The sequence below is a fragment of the Arthrobacter sp. SAFR-044 genome (genome assembly GCF_059414985.1).
Genome location: NZ_JBPFDN010000001.1, coordinates 417,112 through 437,979, shown reverse-complemented (window position 1 = coordinate 437,979; position 20,868 = coordinate 417,112). Strand labels below are relative to the sequence as shown.

Genomic DNA, 20,868 nt, shown 5'->3' with positions numbered 1-20,868 from the left:
GATTCCTTACAGTCGGGTCCAGTCGAGGACAACTTTGCCACCCACGCCGCTGCGGGCAATTTCGAGGCCTTTTTCCCATTCCGTGGCGGGCAGCGTGTCCGTCACCACGGCGGAGATGCCGGCGTGCAGCACCGCGTTGGAGGAGAGCATGGCACTCATGGCGTACCAGGTTTCGTACATTTCGCGGCCGTAGATGCCCTTGAGCGTGAGCATGTGGGTGACCACCTTGCCCCAGTCGATGGTGATCGCCTGGCTGGGCAGGCCCAGCATGGCGATCCGGCCGCCGTGGTTCATGTTGTCGATCATTTCAGGCAGGGCGGAGGGGTGGCCGGACATTTCCATGCCGACGTCGAAGCCTTCGCGCATGCCCAGCTCACGTTGGGCGTCGCGCACCCGGGTGGTGGAGACGTCGATCGCCAGGTCGGCTCCGAGCTGCCGTGCCAGGTCCAGCCGCGGCCGGGAAACATCCGTGATGGCGATCTTCCGCGCGCCGGCGTGCCGGGCAACGGCGATGGCCATGAGGCCGATGGGGCCCGCCCCCGTGATGAGCACGTCCTCCCCCACCAGCGGAAAGCTGAGGGCAGTGTGGACGGCATTTCCGAAGGGGTCGAAGATGGCGCCGAGCTCGGGCGTAACGGAGGGGTCGTGGTGGACCCAGACGTTGGTTTCGGGGATGACCACGTACTCGGCGAAGGCGCCATCACGCTGGACTCCCACGCTGACCGTGTGGATGCACATCTGGCGGCGTCCGGCCCGGCAGTTCCGGCAGATGCCGCAGACCACGTGGCCTTCGCCGGAGACCCTGTCCCCGACCTTGACCTCCCGGACGTCCTCGCCCACTTCCACCACTTCGCCGTAGAACTCGTGGCCGGCAATCAGGGGGGCTTCGATGATCCCCTGCGCCCAGGCGTCCCAGGACTGGATGTGCAGATCCGTGCCGCAGATTCCGGTGGTCATGACCCGGATCTTCACGTCAGCCGGGCCTGCTGCGGGTTCGGGCCGTTCGACGAGCTCGAATCCGGCGTGGGGGCCGGCTTTATACAGGGCCTTCATTGGCATCCTTACTGCTTGGCATTCAATCTGCGGGGTACGTCCCCATTGAAGCCCTGACGATGCTTTAGCACAACAGGGATTTTCTCAATCGACGATGTAGCTATTGCTAATGATTAGAGTGGATGTATGGAGGTTCATCAGCTTGAGATCCTGCGGGAACTGGGCGCCCTGGGCAGTGTGAAGGCCGTGGCCGATACGCTCATGGTCACCCCGTCGGCAGTGTCGCAGCAACTGGCGCACCTGCAGCGCACCGTGGAGGTGCCGCTGACGCGCAAGGAGGGCCGGAACCTGGTGCTGACGGAGGCCGGCCAGGTTCTCGCTGACGCGGGCGCCGCCGTCGTCAGCGCCATGGCCGATGCCCGTGGCGCTCTCGGTACTTACCACGGCTCGCCCGCCGGAAGGGTGACCGTCAGCGGCTTCCACAGCGCGGGGCAGGCCCTGTTCGCGCCGCTGGCCCGCATGTTGGACCGGCCGGAGCACCCGCGGATCGAGCTGTCCGACGAGGACGTTGCCCAGCAGGACTTCCCGGCCCTCACCGCCCGGTATGACCTGGTACTGGCCCACCGCATGGACCACAGTCCCCGCTGGCCCGCGGAACGGGTTGCCGTGATCCCCCTGGCCCATGAGCCCCTGGACGTGGCGCTGCCCGCAAACCACCCCTTGGCCCAAAAGGAAACAGTCACGGCGGACGACGTCGGTGCAGAGGCCTGGGTGACCAGCCACCCCGGCTACTCCCCCGCCGATGTCCTGTCCGCCGTCGCAGCCGTCACCAGCCGCGAGCCGAACATCGTCCACCGCATCAACGACTACTCCACCGTGGCGGCGCTGGTGGCTGCCGGCGGCGTGGTGGGTTTGCTGCCCAGATACACGGCGGGGCCGGTCCTGAACCCGGACATCGTACTTCGTCCGCTGGAGGGCATCAGCACCCGCCGCAGGATTGACCTGCTGGCCCGGCCGGAGAACCTGAAACGGCGGTCCGTGGTGATGGTGTGCGAGGCCCTGGAAGACATCATGGCGGGGTTGGTGAAACAGGGCTGAGCCCAGCGTCACCAACCACAGCTACGAGTCCTGGTCGTCCAGGTGGTTGCCCTTGCCCATCTTGTGCCCAAGTCCTTGGCCGTGTCCCAGCCCACGTCCCAACCCGCGTCCCAAGCCAAGGCCGGGCCCGTCGCCGGCGCCCTTCACGATCCGCGTGGCCGCGGCTTTGTCCCCGTCCTTGACGCCGGCGATTCGCACTGTGTCCCCGGCGGCGATGTCCGCGATGGTCCCATCCGTCGGCTTAAGGCGCTTGCCGTCGTCGCCCGTTGCTCCTGGGCTGGGCGTTGCCTCCGGGCTGGCCGTTGCTCCCGGGCTGCCTGCGGACCCTGGGCTGGCCGGCGCTGCCGGAAGCCTGACGATCTTCGTATCGCCATTGACGGTGAAGGCCTGGGAGAAGCCGTCCTCGCTCTTGACGGTGATGACCGAGTCGCTGACCGATTCCACGGTGCCGCGCTGTTCCAGGACAGTCTGGAAGGTGCCGTCGGCCTTCTTGACCACGGCTTCGCCGTGCAGGGGCTGCCCGTGCTGGGTCTTGCCGGGCTTGTTGTGCCCTGGCGCGTTGCCGGAGTTGCCGGGCGCTGTTTGTGAGAGCGGGGGCGTTGATGTCGGCGCTCCTGTGGCGGACCATGCCAGCGCGGCGCCCGTCCCGGTCAGCGCCAGGGCCACGGCCCCGGCGAGCACTGCCTTGCGCATCCCCTTTGGTTCCCGGACCACCATGGTTGTTCCTCCCGCACGCTGCCAGGGCACCGGCGCCCTGTGGGCTCCAGTGTAAGTCCGACACGGGCGGCCAACCACGGGTACTTTCAGTGACGGCCACCCGAGTACTTAAAGGCAACTGGGTCGCAGTTGATGCCGTTATGAGGGCTCAAAACGGCATCTACTGCGACCCAGTTGGGTGGGAGCGCTAGACGGTGACGCCCAGCTTCTCCAGGATCAGTTCCTTCACGCGGCCGGCGTCGGCCTGTCCACGGGTAGCCTTCATGACCCCGCCCACGATCGCGCCGATGGCCTGGACCTTGCCGCCACGGATCTTGTCCGCGACGTCGGGCTGCGCGGCGAGTGCGGCGTCGATGGCTTCCAGGAGGGGCCCGTCGTCGGATACGACGGCGAGGCCGCGCTTCTCCACGATCTCCTCCGGGGTGCCCTCACCGGCGAGCACGGCGTCCAGCACCTGGGAGGCCATCTTGTTGTTGATCTTGCCCGCCTCAACCATGCGGCTCAGCTCCACCACCGTGGCAGCCTCTACGCCCAGCTGGCCGGGATCGACGTCGGCAGCCTTGGCGCGGCCCACAATCTCACCCATCCACCACTTGCGGGCCACGGATGCGGTGGCGCCGGCGGCGATGGTCTCCTCGATCTCGTCCAGGACGCCGGCGTTGACCACGTCGCGGAATTCGAGGTCGGAGTAGCCCCAGTCGGCCTTCAGTCGCTTGCGGCGCTCGGCCGGCGGCTCGGGCAGGGTGGCACGCAGTTCCTCCACCCACTCGCGGGACGCCACCACGGGAACCAGGTCCGGTTCCGGGAAGTAGCGGTAGTCGTCGGCGTCGGACTTGGCGCGGCCGGACGTGGTGGTCCGGGTGTCCTCGTGCCAGTGCCGGGTCTCCTGGATCACCGGCTCACCCGAGTCCAGGACAGCGGCGTGGCGCTGGATCTCGTAGCGGACGGCGTGCTCCACGGCGCGCAGCGAGTTCACGTTCTTGGTCTCGGAACGGATGCCGAACCGCTCACGGCCGTGCGGGCGGAGCGAAACGTTCGCATCGCAGCGGACGTTGCCCCGTTCCATCTTCGCGTCGGACACACCCAGGTTCTTCACGATCTCCCGGACGGCCGCCACGTAGGCCTTGGCCAGTTCCGGTGCGCGGGACCCGGCACCCTCGATGGGCTTGGTGACGATTTCCACCAGCGGAACACCGGCACGGTTGTAGTCCACCAGCGAGAAGTCGGCGCCCTGGATCCGGCCGGTGGCGCCGCCCATGTGGGTCAGCTTCCCGGCGTCCTCCTCCATGTGCGCGCGCTCGATCTCCACGCGGAACACGGTGCCGTCCTCGAGCTCAACGTCCAGGTAGCCGTCGTAGGCGATGGGCTCGTCGTACTGGGACGTCTGGAAGTTCTTGGGGGTGTCCGGGTAGAAGTACTGCTTCCGGGCGAAGCGGCAGGATTCGGCGATCTTGCAGTTCAGCGCCAGGCCGATCTTGATGGAGGACTCGATGGCCGTCTTGTTCACCACGGGCAGGACGCCGGGCATGCCCAGGTCCACCTCGTTGACGTTGGTGTTGGGCTCGTCGCCGAAGACGTTGGGGGCGGAGGAGAACATCTTGGTCTTGGTGTTCAGCTCCACGTGGACCTCGAACCCCAGAACGGGATCGTACTTCTCCATGGCCTCGTCGAAGCTCAGGATGTCATCAGTGCTCATTATTTTGCCTCCTGGGTTTCGAGGGTTCCGGCAACGGCAAGGTCGGGAGCCTGGGCCAGCAGCGGCCCGCCCCACTTGGCTTCGAGCAGCGATTCAAGGACCGCACCCACCCGGTACAGCCGGGCGTCCTCGCGGGCCGGGGCCAGCAACTGGATACCGACAGGCAGCCCGTCCTCGTCCGCCAGGCCGCCAGGCAGCGACAGGCCGGGGACGCCGGCAAGGTTGGCGGGGATGGTGGCGACGTCGTTGAGGTACATGGCCAGCGGATCGTCCAGTTTTTCGCCGAGCGGGAACGCCGTGGTGGGGGCGGTGGGCGAGATCAGGACGTCAGCCTGCGCAAAGGCGGCCTCGAAGTCACGCTGCACCAGCGTGCGGACCTTCTGCGCGGAGCCGTAGTAGGCGTCGTAGTAACCGGCGGACAGGGCGTAGGTGCCCAGGATGATCCGGCGCTTGACTTCGTCGCCGAAGCCGGCGGCGCGGGTGGCACCCATCACGCGTTCGATGGTCATGGGGCCCTCTTCGGGGAGGACGCGCAGGCCGTACCGGACGCCGTCGAACTTGGCCAGGTTGGAAGAGGCCTCGGACGGCATGATCAGGTAGTAGGCGCCCAGGGCGTACTGGAAGTTGGGGCAGGAGACCTCCACGATCTCCGCGCCGGCTTCCTTGAGCAGCTCCAGGGCATCGTTGAAGCGGTTTTCGACGCCGGCCTGGTAGCCCTCGCCGTGCAGTTCCTTGATGATGCCGATCCGCAGGCCCTCGACGTTGCCGGTCTTCGCGGCGGCAACGAGGTCCGCCAGGGGTTCGGGCAGCGAGGTGGAGTCGCGGGGATCGTGGCCGCCGATGACCTGGTGCAGGAGCGCGGAGTCCAGCACGGTGCGGGTGACGGGGCCGATCTGGTCCAGGGAGGACGCCATGGCGATGGCGCCGTAGCGGGAGACGCTGCCGTAGGTGGGCTTCACGCCAACGGTTCCGGTGACGGCGCCGGGCTGGCGGATGGAGCCGCCGGTGTCCGTACCCAGGGCCAGGGGCGCCTCGAAAGCGGCGACGGCGGCAGCAGAGCCACCACCCGAGCCGCCGGGGATCCGGTCCAGGTCCCAGGGGTTGCGGGTGGGGCCGTAGGCGGAGTGCTCCGTGGATGAGCCCATGGCGAACTCGTCCAGGTTGGTCTTGCCCAGGATGGGCATCTTTGCGGCGCGAAGGCGTTCCACCACGGTGGCGTCGTACGGGCTGTGCCAGCCTTCGAGGATCTTCGAGCCGGCGGTGGTGGGCTGGCCAACGGTGACGATCAGGTCCTTGACGGCGATGGGGACGCCGGCCAGGTAGTGCAGAGCTTCGGCTTCCGCTCCGCCGGCGGCGCGGATGGCGTCCACCTCCGCGGCGACGGCGAGCGCTTCCTCCGCGTTGACGTGCAGGAAGGCGTTGACCTTCCCGTCGACGGCGGCAATGCGGTCCAGGTGGGCCTGGGTGGCTTCGACGGCGGTGACCTCGCCGGCGCGCAGTTTCTCGGCAAGCTGTGCGGCGGACAGCCGGATCAGGGTGCCGGCGCTGGTGTTCTTTTCAGTCATGTCTATGCCTCATCCAGGATGGCCGGAACCTTGAAACGGTTGTCATCGGAGTCCGGTGCGCCGGAGAGAGCCTGTTCCGCGGTGAAGGTGTGTCCCACAACGTCCTCACGGAACACGTTGGTGAGCGGGATGGGGTGCGAGGTGGCCGGGACGTCGTCCCCCGCGGCCTCGCTGACGGACTTGACCGAATCCACGATGACGGCGAGCTCGCCGGCCATCCTGTCCAGCTCTTCGGCACTCATCTCGATGTGAGCGAGCCGCGCGAGATGCGCGACGTCGTCACGGTTGATCGCAGCCATGGATCTCCCCTGCAAAGTTCGAATTGTTTTCCGATCCAGTCTAGTGCGGAAACGCAGATGCCCGTCTGACATCCCCCAGCGGGCGTCAGACGGGCACCTTCGATACCCGGCCTGCCTCGGGGACAGGATCACGGGCAGGTACAGACTAGCCGATTCCGATGGCTCCGGTAAGCATGCCGACTCCGAGCATTACCAGGGAGATGACGGCGGTGCGCCACAGGACCTTTTTGTGGTGGTCGCCCAGGTCCACCTTGGCCAGCGAGACCAGCAGCAGGATGGCCGGAACCAGCGGGCTCTGCAGGTGGAACGGCTGGCCGGTGATGGAGGCACGGGCCATGTCAGCGGCGCCGACACCGTAGTGGGCAGCGGTTTCGCTGAGGACGGGCAGGACGCCGAAGTAGAACGCGTCGTTGCTCATGAAGAACGTCATGGGGATGCTGAGCACACCGGTGATGACCGCCATGAACGGACCCATGGAGGTGGGGATGATCTGGACCAGCCACGCGGACATTGCTTCCACCATGCCGGTGCCCTTGAGGACGCCGGTGAGGACGGCGGCGGCCATGACCATGCTGACCACGGCGACGATGGACGGTGCGTGCGCAATCAGCTGGGCGCCCTGGTCCTTGACCTTGGGGAAGTTGACCAGCAGGGCGATTGCGGCGCCCACCATGAACACGAACGGCAGCGGGATGACGTTGGCGACGAGCACCACCATGACGGCGACGGTCAGGGCCAGGTTGAACCAGAACAGCTTGGGGCGCAGGGTGCTGCGGTTGGGGTCGAGAGCGGTGTCCGCCATGGCGGAGTCGTGCTCATCCACCAGGGTTTCGGTGCGTTCCAGGATTGCCACCGAACCACCGGCGGGGGCTGCTCCGCCGGGGTTGCCGCCCTTGCGGCCGCGGCCGGTTCCGGAAGCGCCGGTGCCGGAGGCACCTGCGGAGGTGCCGCCGTCGAACTCTTCCGCAGTGTCCGGCACGCCCCAGATCTCGGGAGCGGTGGCGCGGAGGCGGTTGCGTTCCTGCAGGCCGAGCAGCCAGGAGAAGGCGAAGACGACCACCAGGCCGGCCACGAGGGACGGGATCATGGGGACGAAGACATCGTTGACGTCGATCTTCAGGGCGGTGGCGGCGCGGGCCGTAGGGCCGCCCCACGGCAGGATGTTCATGGTGCCGTTGGCCAGGCCGGCCACGCAGGTGAGGACCACGGGGCTCATCTTGAGGCGCAGGTAGACCGGCAGCATGGCTGCGGTGGTGAGGATGAAGGTGGTGGACCCGTCGCCGTCCAGGGACACGGCGGCGGCCAGGATGGCGGTGCCCAGGACCACCTTGGCGGGGTCGTTGCCCAGCTTGCGGAGGATGAACTTCACCAGCGGGTCAAAGAGCCCGACGTCGATCATCAGGCCGAAGTAGATGATGGCGAACATCAGCAGGGCCGCGGTGGAGGTCATGGACTTCATGGAGTCCATCACCATGTCGCCGATGCCAAGGCCGGCACCTGCGAACAGGCCAAAAACAGTAGGGACAATGATCAACGCCAGCACTGGCGTCAACTTCTTCGTCATGATCAGCACCATGAATACCGCGATCATGGCGAATCCAAGTATTACCAGCACAGCCGGCTCCTTCTTGTGAACAGCGGCACAGCGGTGTGACGCGTGCTACAGACTGTAGGGTGGCGGCCGTCACGGCAGTGCCTTTGGCTCAATTGATTGGCATACTGCTTATTGGGAGCATTTTGCTCATTGTGCTCACAGCGCCGTCGCGCTGGAACCGGGCCCCGCCACACCCGTCAAGGAGGATGAATGCAGCGATCCGTGCCCCGGCAGCCGCTGCGGTTTTCCACCCAGACGCTGCTGCTCCAGCTGGCCGTGGTGCTGCTGGTGGTACTGCTGAGCGCCGCCGTGCACGCCTGGCTGACGTACGACCGGGTGGGCAGCGATGCGGAGAACCAGGCGCTGACGCTCGCCCGGACCGTTGCCTCTGATCCGGAGGTCCGCGCCGAGGTGCTGGCCATCAGCGACCAGCCCGGCACTCCCCCGGCGGAGGACCTTCTGGCCGGCCCGCTGCAGGTGTCGGCGGAAGCGGCGCGGACCAGGACCGGCGCCTTGTTCGTGGTGATCACCGATGAAACCGGAATCCGGCTGGCCCATCCCGATCCCCAGCGGCTCGGCGAGAAGGTGAGCACCGATCCGTCCGAGGCGTTGTCCGGGCAGGAGGTCACCACCCGGAACACCGGAACGCTGGGCCCCTCCGCCGGCGCGAAGGTTCCGGTGTACGCGCCCGGCACCAGCACGGTGGTGGGCGAGGTGAGCGTGGGCTACTCCATGGAAACCGTGGCCCAGAGCGTGGCCCGCGATATCGGACCCGTGGCACTGACCGCCGCGGGCGCCCTCCTGGCCGGGGTCCTGGGCTCCTTCCTGCTGCGCCGCCGCCTGCAGCGCCTCACGCTGGGCCTGGAACCGGAGGAAATCAGCACCCTGGTGCACGACCAGGTGGCGGTGCTGCAGGGCGTGGACGACGGCGTCATCGGCGTCAGTGCCGACGGCCGGGTCAGCGTCTTCAACGCCGCCGCGCAGCGGCTGCTTGGTCTGCCGGACCTGTCGGGATCCCGCTGGGAGGACGCGCCCGTCCCGGAACAGCTGAAGTCCGTTACCCGCCCGGGAAACGGTGCTTCGGGTCCAGCCGCGGGCACTGGCGGATCAAACCAGGACGCCCTCGAGCTCGTGGCCGGCGGCCGGGTGCTGGTGGCGAACGCCCGGAAGGCGCTGCACCGGCGGGAGGACCTGGGCTGGGTCATCATGCTCCGCGACCGCACGGAACTGCAGGAGCTTACCCGGCAACTCGACGCCGTCGGCACCATGTCCACCGCGCTGCGCGCCCAGCGGCACGAGTTCGCCAACCAGCTGCACACCCTTGCCGGTTTCCTGGGCATCGGGCAGCATCAGGAGGCCCGCGACTACCTTGCCGGGCTGGCGGCCACCGGCCCGCTGAAGTTTCCGGTGGACCAGGCCGAGCTGCTCCAGGACCCCTACCTGCAGGCTTTCGTGGGGGCGAAGGGCGTGGAGGCGGACGAGCGCGGCGTCGCGCTGCGCATCGGGCCGGAGACGCTGGTCCGCGGGCAGGTCACGGAGGCCCAGGACGTGACTACGGTACTGGGGAACCTGATCGACAACGCGGTCAACGCCGCCGTGGCAGGGTCCTCGACGGACCGCTGGGTTGAGCTTGAGGTGCTGGACGAGCCGGGCGACGACGGCGGCACCCTGCACGTCGTCGTGGCGGACTCAGGTGACGGGCTGGCAGAAGGGGCAGACACGGAGGGCGTGTTTGCCGAAGGTTTCACTACTGCCGCGGGTCCGGTGCGTGCCGGCGGCGGGCAGGGCTTTGGGCTGGCGCTGGCGCGCCAGCTGGCACGGCGGCGGGGCGGCGACGTGAAGGTGCTGGAGCGGGGCACCCGGGGCGGGCCGGGTGCCGTGTTCATGGCCAGCCTTCCGCACACGACGGCGGGGAACCCTGCCGCAAAGATCACGGGGACGGCCGGAAAGGATGACAATGGCTGATGATTTTCGGGTCCTGATCGTGGACGACGACTTCCACGTGGCCAAACTGCACGCCGCTTACGTCGATTCGGTGGCCGGGTTCCTGGCGCTGGCGCCCGTTGGTACTGCGTCGCTGGCCCTGCAGGCCATCCACAGCCTGCGGCCAGACCTGGTGCTCCTGGATGTGTACCTTCCGGACGCCTCCGGGCTGGACCTGCTGCAACAGCTGGATGTGGACACGATCATCCTCAGCGCCGCATCCGATCCCGCGTCGGTCCGGGTGGCCTTCCGCCGCGGTGCGCTGGGGTACCTGCTCAAGCCGTTCACAGCTGAGTCACTGTCGCAGCAGCTGCGCTCCTATGCCCGGTACCGGCGCCTCCTGGCCCAGCCGGGGGCACTGGACCAGGAGGCCGTGGAACGCGCCAAACGTGCCCTGATTCCGGGGGACGTCGCGCCGTCGTCGAAACCCCGTTCCGCAACGGAGGCGGCGGTACTGGAATCGCTGGCCCCCGGCGAGCAGTACTCTGCCGCCGAGGTGGCCGCCCGCGTGGGCGTCTCCCGCGCCACCGCCCAGCGGTACCTGTCCTCGCTGGCGGACGACGGCGCAGTGGACATCCAGCTCCGCTACGGCACCACCGGCAGGCCGGAGCACCGCTACGGCCTGCCTGGGAGGTAGGGCCGGAAACTTACTCGCTCTTCTGCGCGACCAGTTCAATCTCGACGAGCATCTTCGGGTCCAGGAACGGGAGCACGTGGACCAGGGAGAGGGTGGGTCGGATCTCACCGAACACCTCGCCGTGGGCCCGGCCGGCCTCTTCCCATTTGCTGATGTCCGTCAGGTACAGCTTGGACTGCACCACGTCTTCGTAGGCGAAGCCGGCGTCGGCCAGGACCTTGCCGAGCTTCTGCAGGACGTACTGGGTCTGGGTGTAGAAGTCATCCCCCACCACTCCGTCGTCACCGCTGGCCGCGGTGGCGGAGATGTACAGGGTGTTGTCCACCTGGACGGCGCGGGAATAGCCGAGGGTCTGTTCCCAGACGGATCCGCTGCCGAAGGTTTTGCGCATGGGTGGGCCTTTCAAAGCTGGAATGGGTCGGCACCACTGTAGGGCTGCTACAGGTCGCGCCGGTAAACCAGCAGTTTTATGTCGGTTCCGGGGACCAGCCAGTCCCGTTCCGGCACGCGCTGGAAGCCGGTCTTGCGGTACAGCCCGTGCGCGCTTTCCCAGGTTTGGCCGGTGGTAAGGGCCACTGCGCGGATGCCGGGGAGCGTCCTGGCATGGCCGATGATGGCCTCGACCATGGCTTTGCCGGCGCCACTGCGCTGGACGGCAGGGTCCACCACCAGCATCCGGAATTCCAGCTCATCCTGCAGGGCGATGTCCGCGTACGGCTCCCCCGCCAGTGCCAGGGTCACCGAACCGACCACAGCGCCGTCCCGCTCCGCAACCCAGATGGTGGCCTGCTCCGCGCGCTCTGCCACATCCATGATCTTGACCATGTAGGGGTGGGCTGCGTCGTCGAAGTAGCCTGCCGAAAGATACGAATCTCCGGTGATGCGGGCAATGGCGGCGAAGTCGGCCTCGACGGCGGGACGGATGGTTATCTGCGGCTGCACCAGTCAATGCTAGTAGCGGGCCCACCCGCGGCACGTCAGGAAGGCACTTTCCGTGACAGAACTATCAGAACGGGCTGCCGTCCCGCTTTGACACGAAGCGCGATGGATCCGGGCCGCTCTGGACCGCCAAGGATCCAAGCCGGCACAGGCCCGTGCCGGGTTAGAGCGGAAACTTCCCGGACAACTCCAGGCTGGCGGCACAGGTCCAGGCGTCCAGGCGCTCACCATCGGTCGGGCCACCGTCGAGCGGGCTGGTGAGGCGCGGCCTGCGCACCCAGCATCCGGCCTCCTCCGCTATCAGCGCGCCGGCTGAAAAGTCGTGCTCGTTCAGGCCCCGCTCGCCGTAGGCATCGTGGGTTCCGTCCGCCACCATGCACAGGTCCAGGGCAGCGGAACCAAGCCGGCGGACATCGGCAAAGCCGTCCATCAACGCACCGAACGCGCCGGCCTGCTGGATGCGGATGTCGGGCTCATAGCTGAACCCGGTGGCCAGGATCTGCCCGGCGCGGCCCGGTACCGGGCCGTCGAGCCTGGTGACAGTGCCGCGTTCCTCCAGCCACGCACCCTGGCCGCGGGCAGCGTAGTACACCCTGCCAAGGGCGGGGGCGTTGACGACGCCGGCCAGCCAGACGCCGTCGGCATCGGCAACAGCCACGGAGGTGGCGTAGTAAACGATATTGCGGATGAAGTTGGTGGTGCCGTCCAGGGGGTCGATGGACCAGCGGTAACCGGTGGGTTCGGTGGCCCGGGTGGTTCCTTGCTCCTCGCCCGTGATGCTGTCGCCGGGGCGGGCAGCGGCGATGACGCGGCGCACGGCGTTTTCCGCGGCCAGGTCGAAGGCCGTGACCCAGTCCCCGGCCGCCCCCTTGTTGCTCGCGTCCAGGGCGTTGCCGTCGCGGCCGGACAAGACCTTTGCGCCTGCCGCGGCCGCCTGTTTGGCTACCTCCAGCAGCTCCGTTGCGGACGTCATGCGTTCTCCTCCACGGTGTGGTCCTCGACAGTGTTCTCCCCGACGGTGTTTTCCCCGGCAGTGTTGTCCCCGACAGTGCTGTCCCCGGCAGTGGTTGGTACGGTCGCCTCTTCGTTGCCGTCGTCGCCCACTTCTTGTCGTGCCGCGTCCCCCGAAGCTGTTCCGCCTGCCGGCCCGTCCCCCAAAGCTGCCGGACCGCCGTCGAGCAGTTGCCGGAACCCGTCCTCGTCCAGGACCCGGATCCCCAATTGCTCTGCCTTGTCCAGCTTGCTGCCGGCGCTTTCGCCGGCCACCACATAACTGGTGTTCTTGGAAACGGAACCTGACGCCTTGCCGCCCCGGAGCAGGATGGCTTCCTTGGCCTCGTCGCGGCTGAAGTTGGGCAGGGAGCCCGTGACCACCACCGTCAATCCCTCAAGGGTGCGCGGCATCGACTCGTCCTGTTCGTCCTCCATGCGTACCCCGGCGGCGGCCCAGCGGTCGATGATCTCCACGTGCCAGTCCTCGGCGAACCACTCCTTCAGAGCTGCGGCGATGGTGGGGCCAACACCGTCCACGTGCGCGAGTTCCTCCTCGGACGCTGCGCGGATGCGGTCCATGGAGCCGAATGCCTGCGCCAGAGCCCGTGATGCGCGTGGGCCGACGTGCCGGATGGACAGGGCGACCAGGACCCTCCAGAGGGGCTGGGTCTTGGCTTTTTCAAGTTCCGTGAACAGCTTCTGGGTGGTGGCGGTGGGCTTGGACGGGGACTTTGCCGTGCCCTTGCTGAAGAAGTACGGCACCAGTTCATATTCACCGGTGGGGACGCCTTTGGCCTTTTTCTCGCGCCGGATCCGAACGCCGGCCAGGTCCTCGGGGGTGAGGTCGAACAGGCGGGCTTCGGAAGTCAGCGGCGGGGTATCCGGTTCAGCGGGCTGGGTCAGTGCGATGGCGGCCTCCCAGCCCAGGGCCTCGATATCGAAGGCACCACGGCCGGCGACGTGGAATACCCGCTCGCGCAGCTGCGACGGACAGGACCTGGCGTTGGGGCAGCGCACATCAACGTCCCCCTCCTTCGCAGGTGCCAGCGGCGTTCCGCAGGAGGGGCACTCGGTGGGCATCACGAAGTCGCGCACCGGCGGGTCCTGCTGGTCGCGGAGGTTCAGGACCGGGCCGACGATCTCGGGGATGACGTCCCCGGCCTTCCTCAGGATGACGATGTCGCCGATCTTGACGCCCTTGGCCTTGACCACGTCCTGGTTGTGCAGGGTGGCCATTTCCACCGTGGACCCCGCAACTTTGACCGGCTCCATGACACCGTAGGGCGTCACGCGTCCGGTGCGGCCCACGTTGACCTGGATATCCAGCAGCTTGGTGTGCACTTCCTCCGGCGGGTACTTGTAGGCTACGGCCCAGCGGGGAACGCGGGTGGTGTTGCCCAGGGCACGCTGGGTGGCGAAGTCATCCACCTTGATGACGATGCCGTCGATTTCATGGAGCAGCTTGTGGCGCTGGTCCCCGTACCGCTTGATGAACGCCAGGACGTCGTCGCGGGTCTCCAACACCTCGAAGTACGGGCTGACCGGCAGGCCCCATTCCTTCAGCAGCCCGTACGTTTCGGACTGGCTGCCGGCGGCAAGCCCCTCCCGGGCACCAATGCCGTGGACGAACATCTTCAACGGCCGCTTGGCCGTCTCCGCCGGATCCTTTTGCCGCAGCGAACCGGCCGCGGCGTTGCGGGGATTGGCCAGCGGCGCCTTGCCGGCTTCGATCAGGGCCTCATTGAACTCGGCGAACGCCTTGGACGGGATGAAGACTTCACCGCGCACTTCCATTTCGGCCGGGAAGCCGCTGCCGCGCAGCTCCTGCGGGATTTCCTTGATGGTGAGCAGGTTGTGGGTGATGTCCTCGCCTGTGGTGCCGTCGCCGCGGGTGGCAGCCCGCACCAGCTTGCCGTCGCGGTACAGGAGGTTGACTGCCAGGCCGTCGATCTTCAGTTCGGTCAGCCAGGCGGCTTTGGCACCGCCGTCGCCGATTTTTTCGATGCTGGCCTCGGCGCGGTTGAGCCAGGCCTCGAGCTCCTCCAGCGAGAAGACGTCCTCTAGGCTGTACATGCGCTGCAGGTGTTCCACCGGCGCGAAGGCGGCGGACACCTCGCCGCCCACCTCCTGGGTTGGTGAATCGTTGGCGACAAGCTCGGGGTGCAGTGCCTCGATCTCCTCGAGGCGGCGGAACAGCGCATCGAACTCGGCGTCCGACACCAGCGGCGCATCCTCCTGGTAGTACGCGAACCGGTACTTCCGGACCAGGTCCGCGAGGTTGTCGTATTCCTCGCGGATGGCTTCGGTGGGGGTCGCCTCGGGCTCGTGCGGTGCCGTGGTCCGGGTAGCGGTTTGTTCTGCGGGTCCTGGTCCTGTGCTCACAGACCTATCTTGCCTTACACCTCCGACAGCCATGGGGCAGGACGGCGTGGCACGCACCCCGGCTCAGTGCGCCCGGAGCCCGTTCCGGTTCCGGTTCCACCAGGCGAAGGCTCCGGCGGAGGTGCCCACCAGCAGCGTGCCCAGGGCGATGGGCCCGAGGGCCGGCCCGCCAGGACCCCCGCCACCGGTAGGGGCAACGGCAGCCAACTGGGTGGGCGCGCTGGTCCGGTTAACAGGGCTGTTCCAGTCCTGTCCGCTGGAGGGGCCGGTGGGCGGCCGGTAACCGGCGGAGGGAGAAGAACCAACGGCAGGTTCATCCGGGGCTGCCGGCGCCGTCGCAGGCTGCTGCGCCGGATCCGGTGCCGGGGCATCGGGCTGCGACTGGGTATCGCCCTGTGGTGGTTGGGGCTGGGCCGGTTGCGCGGGCACATCCGTCGGAGGTGCCGGCTGGGCCGGCGGCGGCGCCAGCTCCCTTGATTTCCGCGGCCGCCCGGTTTGGCCGGCGTCGGGGCTGCTGGCGAGGATGGGCAGGCAGACCAACCCGCAGTCTGATGGGGCCTGGGTTTCCGACGCCGGAGTTGGAGAGGGTGCGGTGGCGGCGGCGAGCGCGGGCCCGGCCGGGAAGAAGCCAAGAGCGAAGGCCAAGGCAGCTGCTGAAGCCGTCGTCGAGACGGCATGGAGGATCAGAGCGGACGGGGTCATTGCTACCTTTCGATGCGCGCAGCCCCCCACCGCGGCTTTCTGGTGTCCCCGGTAGTCTTCTACAGCGCCCGGCGGGGCCGCAAATCCGCCGCAGCGGCGGCCCCGTCGTCGTTGGTCCTGCTCAGTCCCGGTTTTCCGGCGGCAGCGCCACCTGGATCTTGCGGGCCTTGCCGCGTCCCACCACGTAGCCGCGGCCGGGGATGAACTCCGGGCTCACCCGGCCCAGGGAGGTGTTGAGCAGGCTGTCGCCCTCGATGTCCCCGGGGTTGAGCAGCAGGCCGCGGCGCCCGGATTTGAAGGGCTGGGCAAGCTGCCAGGCGCTGGACCAGGTGGAAGACTCGGACTCGCCGATGACCCACTGGTCTGCTTTCAGCGAGGCCGTGACCAGCTGTGCCATGCCCGATTCGGCGATAGTGTCGGTGAACTCCGTCAGGCCTTCGATGAAGAAGGCCACCGCTCCCGGATTCCCGGTGGAGTGTTCCACCAGGTCCTCCACCACCTCGGCCAGGTCGTCCGGCCCCACCACCGAGCGGTTCCAGATGGGAAGGGAGGCGACGGCGGACCGGCGCGACCCGAGGTAGATCAGCTCAGTGGCAGGGTTGGACCGGCGCAGTGCATAGGCAAGGGTCACGAGGGCTACGGTCCGTCCGGCACCGGGCGGGCCGGCCAGCAGCAGCGGGCCGCGGGCCATGATCTCCGCGGGCTGCAGGGACTCGTCGTCCACACCGACCACCGGCAGGTCCGGGCTGCCGGCGGCGAGGACATCCAGGTCCACCTGCTCGGGCAGCCGTTCGATGCCGGGCGCGGTATCGAGGCCTTGGCGCAGCATGGCTTCGCTGAGCTTATGGACTTCCCGGGCCTGCAGGGCCAGGTTGGAGTTGCCGCCCAGGACGGCAAGCTGGACCTCAAGTCCGTCCAGCAGCCCGCGGCCCGGCGGCGACGTCGCAGTGAGGACATCCCTGGGCACGTCCATGGAGATGTAGTCGTCCTCATTGGACAGCCGCAGCACCAGGCGGCGCTGGATGGAAGCAAGCAGCGACGCGGGGACGGCGTTGGGCCGGTCCCCCGTCACCACCAGGTGGATGCCCAGGGTGCGGCCGTCAGTGGCCAGCTGCAGGAAGATGTCCCAGAGCCCGGAAAGCTTGCTGTGCTCGTATGCTTCCCGGAACGCGGACATGCCGTCCACCAGCACGAAGATCCGCTTCTCATCCGGCCGGTTGGCCAACTTCCGGTACTCCACGATGGTGGACGCACGCACCTCTGCGAACTGCGCGGACCGCAGCTCGGCAATATCCCGTAAGAGGCGCAGCAGCCGCCCCACGCGTTCCACGTCGTCGCCGTTGATGATCTCGCCCACGTGCGGAAGCTCCTCCAGCATCCGCAGCCCCGAAGAGCCACAATCGATGCCATAGACGTGGACCGGGCCACCGCGCGGGGTGACCGCAGCAGCAATGGCAATGCCGCGCAGGGCTGCAGATTTGCCGGAACCGCCGGTGCCGTAGATGGCCATGTTGCCGTCCCGGTCAGGTTCGTAGAACACGGTGGGCTGGTCCTGGTGCACTGGATCGTCGGCAACGCCCAGGAGCAGCTGTTCGTCGGTGCGGGGGTTGGGCAGCTTGGAGAAATCGTAGGTCTTGGCCAGCTCATCCAGCCACGGCTTGCGCGGCGGCCGGATGGCCAGGGTGTCCGCGGCGTGCACGATGGTGGAAGTCATCCTGGCGATGTCATTGGGCCCGGCCGGTTCCTGGGCAACGGGCTTAGCAGGGGCGGGCGCTTCCCAGCTGGGACCGGAACCGAAGGCCATCTCCACGATGTCGATCTGCGGCCGCTGCGGCTTGTCAGTGGTCCAGCCGCCGGCGTAGCCGGTCTGGAATCCCTGGATGCGGCCCGGCCCGGTCTTGGCGGCGCCGCGGCCCGGAATGCCAGGATCGAAGTAGGCGGCATCCGGGACGCCCAGGATGTCCGTGGCGTCGTCCTCATCCGCCATGCGCAGTGCCACCCGGAGGTTGGTGTTGGCGCGCAGGTTGTCCTTGATGACGCCGGCCGGACGCTGGGTGGCCAGGATCAGGTGCAGGCCCAGGGAGCGGCCGCGCGCGGCCACGTCCACCACGCCGTCGACGAACTCGGGAACGTCGCTGGCCAGGGCGGCGAATTCGTCCACGATGATGATCAGGTACGGCGGTGCGTCGGGATCAGCCTCGCGCTGCAGGGCCAGCAGGTCCTTGGCCTTCTTCCGGTTCAGCAGCTGCTCACGGTAATGCAGCTCCGCACGCAGGGACGTCAGGGCGCGGCGCACCAGGTGCGGGGACAGGTCGGTGACAAGCCCGACGGTGTGCGGCAGGTTGATGCAGTCCGCGAACGCGGCGCCGCCCTTGTAATCCACAAACAGGAAGCTGACGCGGTCCGGGCTGTACGCCGCGGCCATGCCCATGACCCAGGACTGCAGGAATTCGGATTTACCTGCACCGGTGGTGCCGCCCACCAGCGCGTGCGGCCCCTCGTTCTTCAGGTCCAGGTACAGCGGCTCGATGCCCTTGGACCCCACCAGCGCCCGGAGCGTGCCGTTGTCTTTGCGGTTGGCCACCGCGGTGGCCTGGACGGAGTTGTTCTCCGTCCAGCGCTCTGCCACGGCGTCGGGGTTGTCCAGGAAGTCCTTGCCGATCAGGGTTGCATACGACACGGCACGCGGCAGGTCGGAGTCGTCGTTGACGGGCTTGCCCACATCCACCACGGGGGCCAGCATCCGTGCCAGCTGCGCGGCAAGTTCGGCATCCACGCTTTCGCAGCTGACCGGGTAGGTGTGACGGCCCAGGCGCACCTGGCCGGTAGTGGTGCCGTGGTGGCCGTCCACCACCATGAAATCGCGGCAGGCTGCGGGCAGCGCCTGGATGTCGGTGGCCACCCACAGGACGTGGACGCCGCAGTCGGGACCCCGCTCGGCCAGCCGGGTGAGCCTGCCGCGGTCCACGGGCGCGTCGTCCTCCACGATGACCAGCACCGACGGGAGGACGGGCTCTTCGAGTTCATGCTTGACGGGGTCGATGCCCGGCCGCAGGTCCGGGGCGCTCCGTTTGGCCGCTGTTTCCCGGGCATCCACCAGGTCCTCAAGCCGTGCCAGCAGGGAGGAGCCGCCGGCAGACCCGGCTGCCAGGTGGTCCCCGCCCAGCGGGCTGTGGCCGGAGCCAACGTGCGGGAGCCACTGCAGCCAGTTCCAGCGTTCGCGGGACTGGGCGGACGTGATAGCCGTCAGGATCACCTCTGCCGGGGAGTGCAGGCCCACCAACTGCAGCACCATGCCGCGGGCCACGTCGTCCACCAGGCCGCGGGCGCCGGCGATGCCCAGGGCGCCGGAGGTGCGCAGCTGGGAGACCACGGGGACGCCTTCGATCTCGCTGAACTGCTTGATGCAGTCCTGGATCTCGCGGGCATACTGGACCTCGGTGTCATTGTTGGACGGCTCTTCCAAAGGGATGCGGGAGGGTGCTGTCCCCAGCCCAAAGCGCAGGCCCAGGAAGGAGGAGTGCTCCGGCCGGTGGGTCCACAGCAGCGGTCCGAGCTTGTAGATGGCGTCCACGGTGTCGCTGACGGACGGCGCTTCCTGGAGCCGGACCGCCCGTTCCACTTGCTGCAGCTCGGTGAGGTCCTGCCGGAAGTCGGCCATGGAGGCGCGGAACTGCTTGAGCTGTTCCTTCTGTTGCTTCCGGGTCCGCATCCGCTGGTCCACGTAATGGCCCACGATGAACAGGGGCATCATCAGCATGAACACCACGGAGAGCACGTTCTGGGTGACCGCGAAGATGACCGCCCCCATCATCAGGGGCGCCACCAGCATGATGTACGGGAACGGCTGGTCTTCGGGACGCTTGGGTCCGGCCGGGAGGACACGCTTGGGCACGTCGAAGCGGGGCACCACCCGCGGGGAGCGGTTGAAGTCAACCAGGGGCGACGTCGGCGCTGCCGCGTGGTTGTGCCCCAGCGGCACCACGGTGATGGTGGTGTCCCCCAGGGTCACCGTGTCGGATGAGTTCAGGGTGGCGCGGGTGACGGGCAGGCCGTCCATCAGGAGGCCGTTGGCGGAATTGGTGTCCACGATCTCGATGCTCTCGCCCACCGTGATCCGGGCGTGCCGCTTGGACGTGAGCGGGTCCGTCAGGCGGATGTCCACGTCCCGGTCCCGGCCGATGTAGCTGGTGCCGGTGGGCAGCGAAAATTCACGGCCGACGTCGGGCCCGGACAGCACGCGCAACGTGGCGGCAGCAGGTCCACGGCTGGCTCCGGGTTCGTGGAACTGCCCGCTCACCTGCGCCAGCGAGACCACGGAGCCCGGGCGCAGGCCCGATTCAAGGAGGTTGTCCTCCCGGGCCAGGATGTTTCCGGTGATCCCGGCGCCCACGAAGGCTTCGTCGATGCGCAGGGACAGGTTGTCCGGGGCAGGGGTGCCCTTCCGGTCCGGGTCGGCCGCCCAGAGCACGGTGGCGATGTCGGCCACGGTGGCCAGGCCGTCCACCGTGACGGCCAGGTCCTTGGCGTCGGCGGGTTCGCGGCGGAGTGTCAGCCGGATCCTCATCCTTCGTCCACGCCCCTCATCTTTTCGAGCAGGTACAGGTCATCGGATGTCACCAGGTGGGTGGTGACGGCGTGCTCCACCAGGCGGGCACGGCGGTTGGTGGCCAGCTTGCCGCCCCCTCCGCGCAGTCCCACGACACCGACGCGGTCCAGCTTGTCGCAGACGTTGTCGAGTTTGCGGTTGAAGCGTGTCAGCGCCCAGCCCAGGGTCTTGGCGGCGGCTGCCGAGGAGGGGATGGTGCTGAAGCCGGTGCCTTCGCGCCGGAGCACCGGCTCGGCGAGCGCCACGATCAGTGCCTTCTGGGCGTCGGTGAAGACCACGGGCCCGATGGTGGTGTCCCCGCCGCTGGCGCCTTCGCGGGCTTCCTGCCGGAAGGATGGCGTCTTCACGTGCACGGCGAACTCGTAGGTGGTGGGTCCGGCCGTGAAGATGACGTTGGTGTGGCTGAACACCAGCGGAATCCGGGCGCCGGGCGACAGCCAGGCCTGCATGCCGCCGGAGCCGTCAGCCACGGTGGCCGAGAGCATGCTGCCCACGTTGCTGAGCCACCAGATGCCGTCGTAGCGGGCCACCTGCAGGAACTGCCGGTGCAGGTACGGGTTGTCGTCCACTTCAAGATCGCCCTCGCGGCCAATGTTGAAGATGTCCTCGTCCGATGGCTCGTACCATTCGCCACAGAAATCTATTGCTAGATCCCCCATGA

The 20,868-nt window shown here is 67.9% G+C and carries 15 protein-coding genes and 1 pseudogene; 3 read left to right on the top strand and 13 right to left on the bottom strand.

Annotated features, from left to right (window positions below; translation table 11 throughout):
- Nucleotides 1-6: 6 nt before the first annotated feature.
- The gene (tdh, locus tag ACR65J_RS01860; RefSeq protein ID WP_440165544.1) at nucleotides 7-1,053 is read right to left on the bottom strand and encodes an L-threonine 3-dehydrogenase; all 1,047 of its coding nucleotides are present in this window, start codon (nucleotides 1,051-1,053) and stop codon (nucleotides 7-9) included.
- 126 nt (nucleotides 1,054-1,179) lie between these two features.
- Between tdh and ACR65J_RS01855 the strand changes: the two genes are divergently transcribed.
- Nucleotides 1,180-2,091, top strand: a complete 912-nt coding sequence (locus ACR65J_RS01855; RefSeq protein ID WP_440165542.1) for a LysR family transcriptional regulator — start codon at nucleotides 1,180-1,182, stop codon at nucleotides 2,089-2,091.
- A 21-nt stretch (nucleotides 2,092-2,112) separates the two neighbouring features.
- Here ACR65J_RS01855 and ACR65J_RS01850 read toward each other — a convergent pair whose 3' ends face one another.
- From ACR65J_RS01850 to ACR65J_RS01830, 5 genes are all read right to left on the bottom strand, one after another.
- Nucleotides 2,113-2,808, bottom strand: coding sequence for a hypothetical protein (locus ACR65J_RS01850; RefSeq protein WP_440165540.1), 696 nt, complete (start codon nucleotides 2,806-2,808; stop codon nucleotides 2,113-2,115).
- A 187-nt stretch (nucleotides 2,809-2,995) separates the two neighbouring features.
- Nucleotides 2,996-4,504: an Asp-tRNA(Asn)/Glu-tRNA(Gln) amidotransferase subunit GatB gene (gene gatB, locus ACR65J_RS01845; protein ID WP_255174957.1), complete on the bottom strand. Its 1,509-nt coding sequence runs from the start codon at nucleotides 4,502-4,504 to the stop codon at nucleotides 2,996-2,998.
- On the bottom strand, nucleotides 4,504-6,069 hold the full coding sequence (gene gatA / locus ACR65J_RS01840) for an Asp-tRNA(Asn)/Glu-tRNA(Gln) amidotransferase subunit GatA (RefSeq protein WP_440165539.1): 1,566 nt from the start codon (nucleotides 6,067-6,069) through the stop codon (nucleotides 4,504-4,506). The genes gatB and gatA overlap by 1 nt, the downstream gene beginning before the upstream one ends.
- Before the next feature lie 2 nt (nucleotides 6,070-6,071).
- Nucleotides 6,072-6,368, bottom strand: coding sequence for an Asp-tRNA(Asn)/Glu-tRNA(Gln) amidotransferase subunit GatC (gene gatC, locus ACR65J_RS01835; protein WP_043455998.1), 297 nt, complete (start codon nucleotides 6,366-6,368; stop codon nucleotides 6,072-6,074).
- A gap of 145 nt (nucleotides 6,369-6,513) precedes the next feature.
- Nucleotides 6,514-7,983 carry a CitMHS family transporter gene (locus tag ACR65J_RS01830; protein WP_440165537.1) on the bottom strand — a complete coding sequence of 490 codons (1,470 nt, stop codon included), beginning with the start codon at nucleotides 7,981-7,983 and terminating at the stop codon, nucleotides 6,514-6,516.
- A 189-nt stretch (nucleotides 7,984-8,172) separates the two neighbouring features.
- Here ACR65J_RS01830 and ACR65J_RS01825 point away from each other — a divergent pair, with 189 nt between their 5' ends.
- On the top strand, nucleotides 8,173-9,927 hold the full coding sequence (locus ACR65J_RS01825; RefSeq protein ID WP_440165535.1) for a sensor histidine kinase: 1,755 nt from the start codon (nucleotides 8,173-8,175) through the stop codon (nucleotides 9,925-9,927).
- Nucleotides 9,920-10,582, top strand: coding sequence for a response regulator (locus tag ACR65J_RS01820; RefSeq protein ID WP_440165533.1), 663 nt, complete (start codon nucleotides 9,920-9,922; stop codon nucleotides 10,580-10,582). Before ACR65J_RS01825 ends, ACR65J_RS01820 begins: the two co-directional genes overlap by 8 nt.
- A gap of 10 nt (nucleotides 10,583-10,592) precedes the next feature.
- On the opposite strand, the gene ACR65J_RS01815 is transcribed toward ACR65J_RS01820, so the two are convergent.
- The 7 genes and pseudogenes from ACR65J_RS01815 to ACR65J_RS01785 all read right to left on the bottom strand — a co-directional run bounded on the left by ACR65J_RS01815 (nucleotide 10,593) and on the right by ACR65J_RS01785 (nucleotide 20,866).
- Entirely contained in the window at nucleotides 10,593-10,973 is a 381-nt protein-coding gene (locus ACR65J_RS01815; RefSeq protein WP_440165532.1) for a RidA family protein, read from the bottom strand.
- Between the two features lie 47 nt (nucleotides 10,974-11,020).
- Nucleotides 11,021-11,524, bottom strand: a complete 504-nt coding sequence (locus tag ACR65J_RS01810; protein WP_387560042.1) for a GNAT family N-acetyltransferase — start codon at nucleotides 11,522-11,524, stop codon at nucleotides 11,021-11,023.
- Between the two features lie 160 nt (nucleotides 11,525-11,684).
- Complete coding sequence (locus tag ACR65J_RS01805) at nucleotides 11,685-12,494, bottom strand: inositol monophosphatase family protein (protein ID WP_440165531.1); 810 nt, start codon at nucleotides 12,492-12,494, stop codon at nucleotides 11,685-11,687.
- A 178-nt stretch (nucleotides 12,495-12,672) separates the two neighbouring features.
- A pseudogene (gene ligA, locus ACR65J_RS01800) lies at nucleotides 12,673-14,896 on the bottom strand (NAD-dependent DNA ligase LigA); the annotation flags it as partial.
- A gap of 63 nt (nucleotides 14,897-14,959) precedes the next feature.
- Nucleotides 14,960-15,598, bottom strand: coding sequence for a hypothetical protein (locus ACR65J_RS01795; protein ID WP_440165529.1), 639 nt, complete (start codon nucleotides 15,596-15,598; stop codon nucleotides 14,960-14,962).
- 121 nt (nucleotides 15,599-15,719) lie between these two features.
- Nucleotides 15,720-20,165 carry a type VII secretion EssC family protein gene (locus ACR65J_RS01790; protein ID WP_440165527.1) on the bottom strand — a complete coding sequence of 1,482 codons (4,446 nt, stop codon included), beginning with the start codon at nucleotides 20,163-20,165 and terminating at the stop codon, nucleotides 15,720-15,722.
- A complete protein-coding gene (locus ACR65J_RS01785; RefSeq protein WP_440165526.1) occupies nucleotides 20,162-20,866 on the bottom strand; it encodes a hypothetical protein in 705 nt (234 codons plus the stop codon). Before ACR65J_RS01785 ends, ACR65J_RS01790 begins: the two co-directional genes overlap by 4 nt.
- Between the last annotated feature and the right edge of the window lie 2 nt (nucleotides 20,867-20,868).

What these genes read in the sequence shown, in the direction of transcription:
- tdh (WP_440165544.1), bottom strand. Translation starts at nt 1,053, where the DNA reads ATGAAGGCCCTGTATAAAGCCGGCCCCCACGCCGGATTCGAGCTCGTC.
- ACR65J_RS01855 (WP_440165542.1), top strand. Translation starts at nt 1,180, where the DNA reads ATGGAGGTTCATCAGCTTGAGATCCTGCGGGAACTGGGCGCCCTGGGC.
- ACR65J_RS01850 (WP_440165540.1), bottom strand. Translation starts at nt 2,808, where the DNA reads ATGGTGGTCCGGGAACCAAAGGGGATGCGCAAGGCAGTGCTCGCCGGG.
- gatB (WP_255174957.1), bottom strand. Translation starts at nt 4,504, where the DNA reads ATGAGCACTGATGACATCCTGAGCTTCGACGAGGCCATGGAGAAGTAC.
- gatA (WP_440165539.1), bottom strand. Translation starts at nt 6,069, where the DNA reads ATGACTGAAAAGAACACCAGCGCCGGCACCCTGATCCGGCTGTCCGCC.
- gatC (WP_043455998.1), bottom strand. Translation starts at nt 6,368, where the DNA reads ATGGCTGCGATCAACCGTGACGACGTCGCGCATCTCGCGCGGCTCGCT.
- ACR65J_RS01825 (WP_440165535.1), top strand. Translation starts at nt 8,173, where the DNA reads ATGCAGCGATCCGTGCCCCGGCAGCCGCTGCGGTTTTCCACCCAGACG.
- ACR65J_RS01820 (WP_440165533.1), top strand. Translation starts at nt 9,920, where the DNA reads ATGGCTGATGATTTTCGGGTCCTGATCGTGGACGACGACTTCCACGTG.
- ACR65J_RS01815 (WP_440165532.1), bottom strand. Translation starts at nt 10,973, where the DNA reads ATGCGCAAAACCTTCGGCAGCGGATCCGTCTGGGAACAGACCCTCGGC.
- ACR65J_RS01805 (WP_440165531.1), bottom strand. Translation starts at nt 12,494, where the DNA reads ATGACGTCCGCAACGGAGCTGCTGGAGGTAGCCAAACAGGCGGCCGCG.
- ACR65J_RS01795 (WP_440165529.1), bottom strand. Translation starts at nt 15,598, where the DNA reads ATGACCCCGTCCGCTCTGATCCTCCATGCCGTCTCGACGACGGCTTCA.
- ACR65J_RS01790 (WP_440165527.1), bottom strand. Translation starts at nt 20,165, where the DNA reads ATGAGGATCCGGCTGACACTCCGCCGCGAACCCGCCGACGCCAAGGAC.
- ACR65J_RS01785 (WP_440165526.1), bottom strand. Translation starts at nt 20,866, where the DNA reads ATGGGGGATCTAGCAATAGATTTCTGTGGCGAATGGTACGAGCCATCG.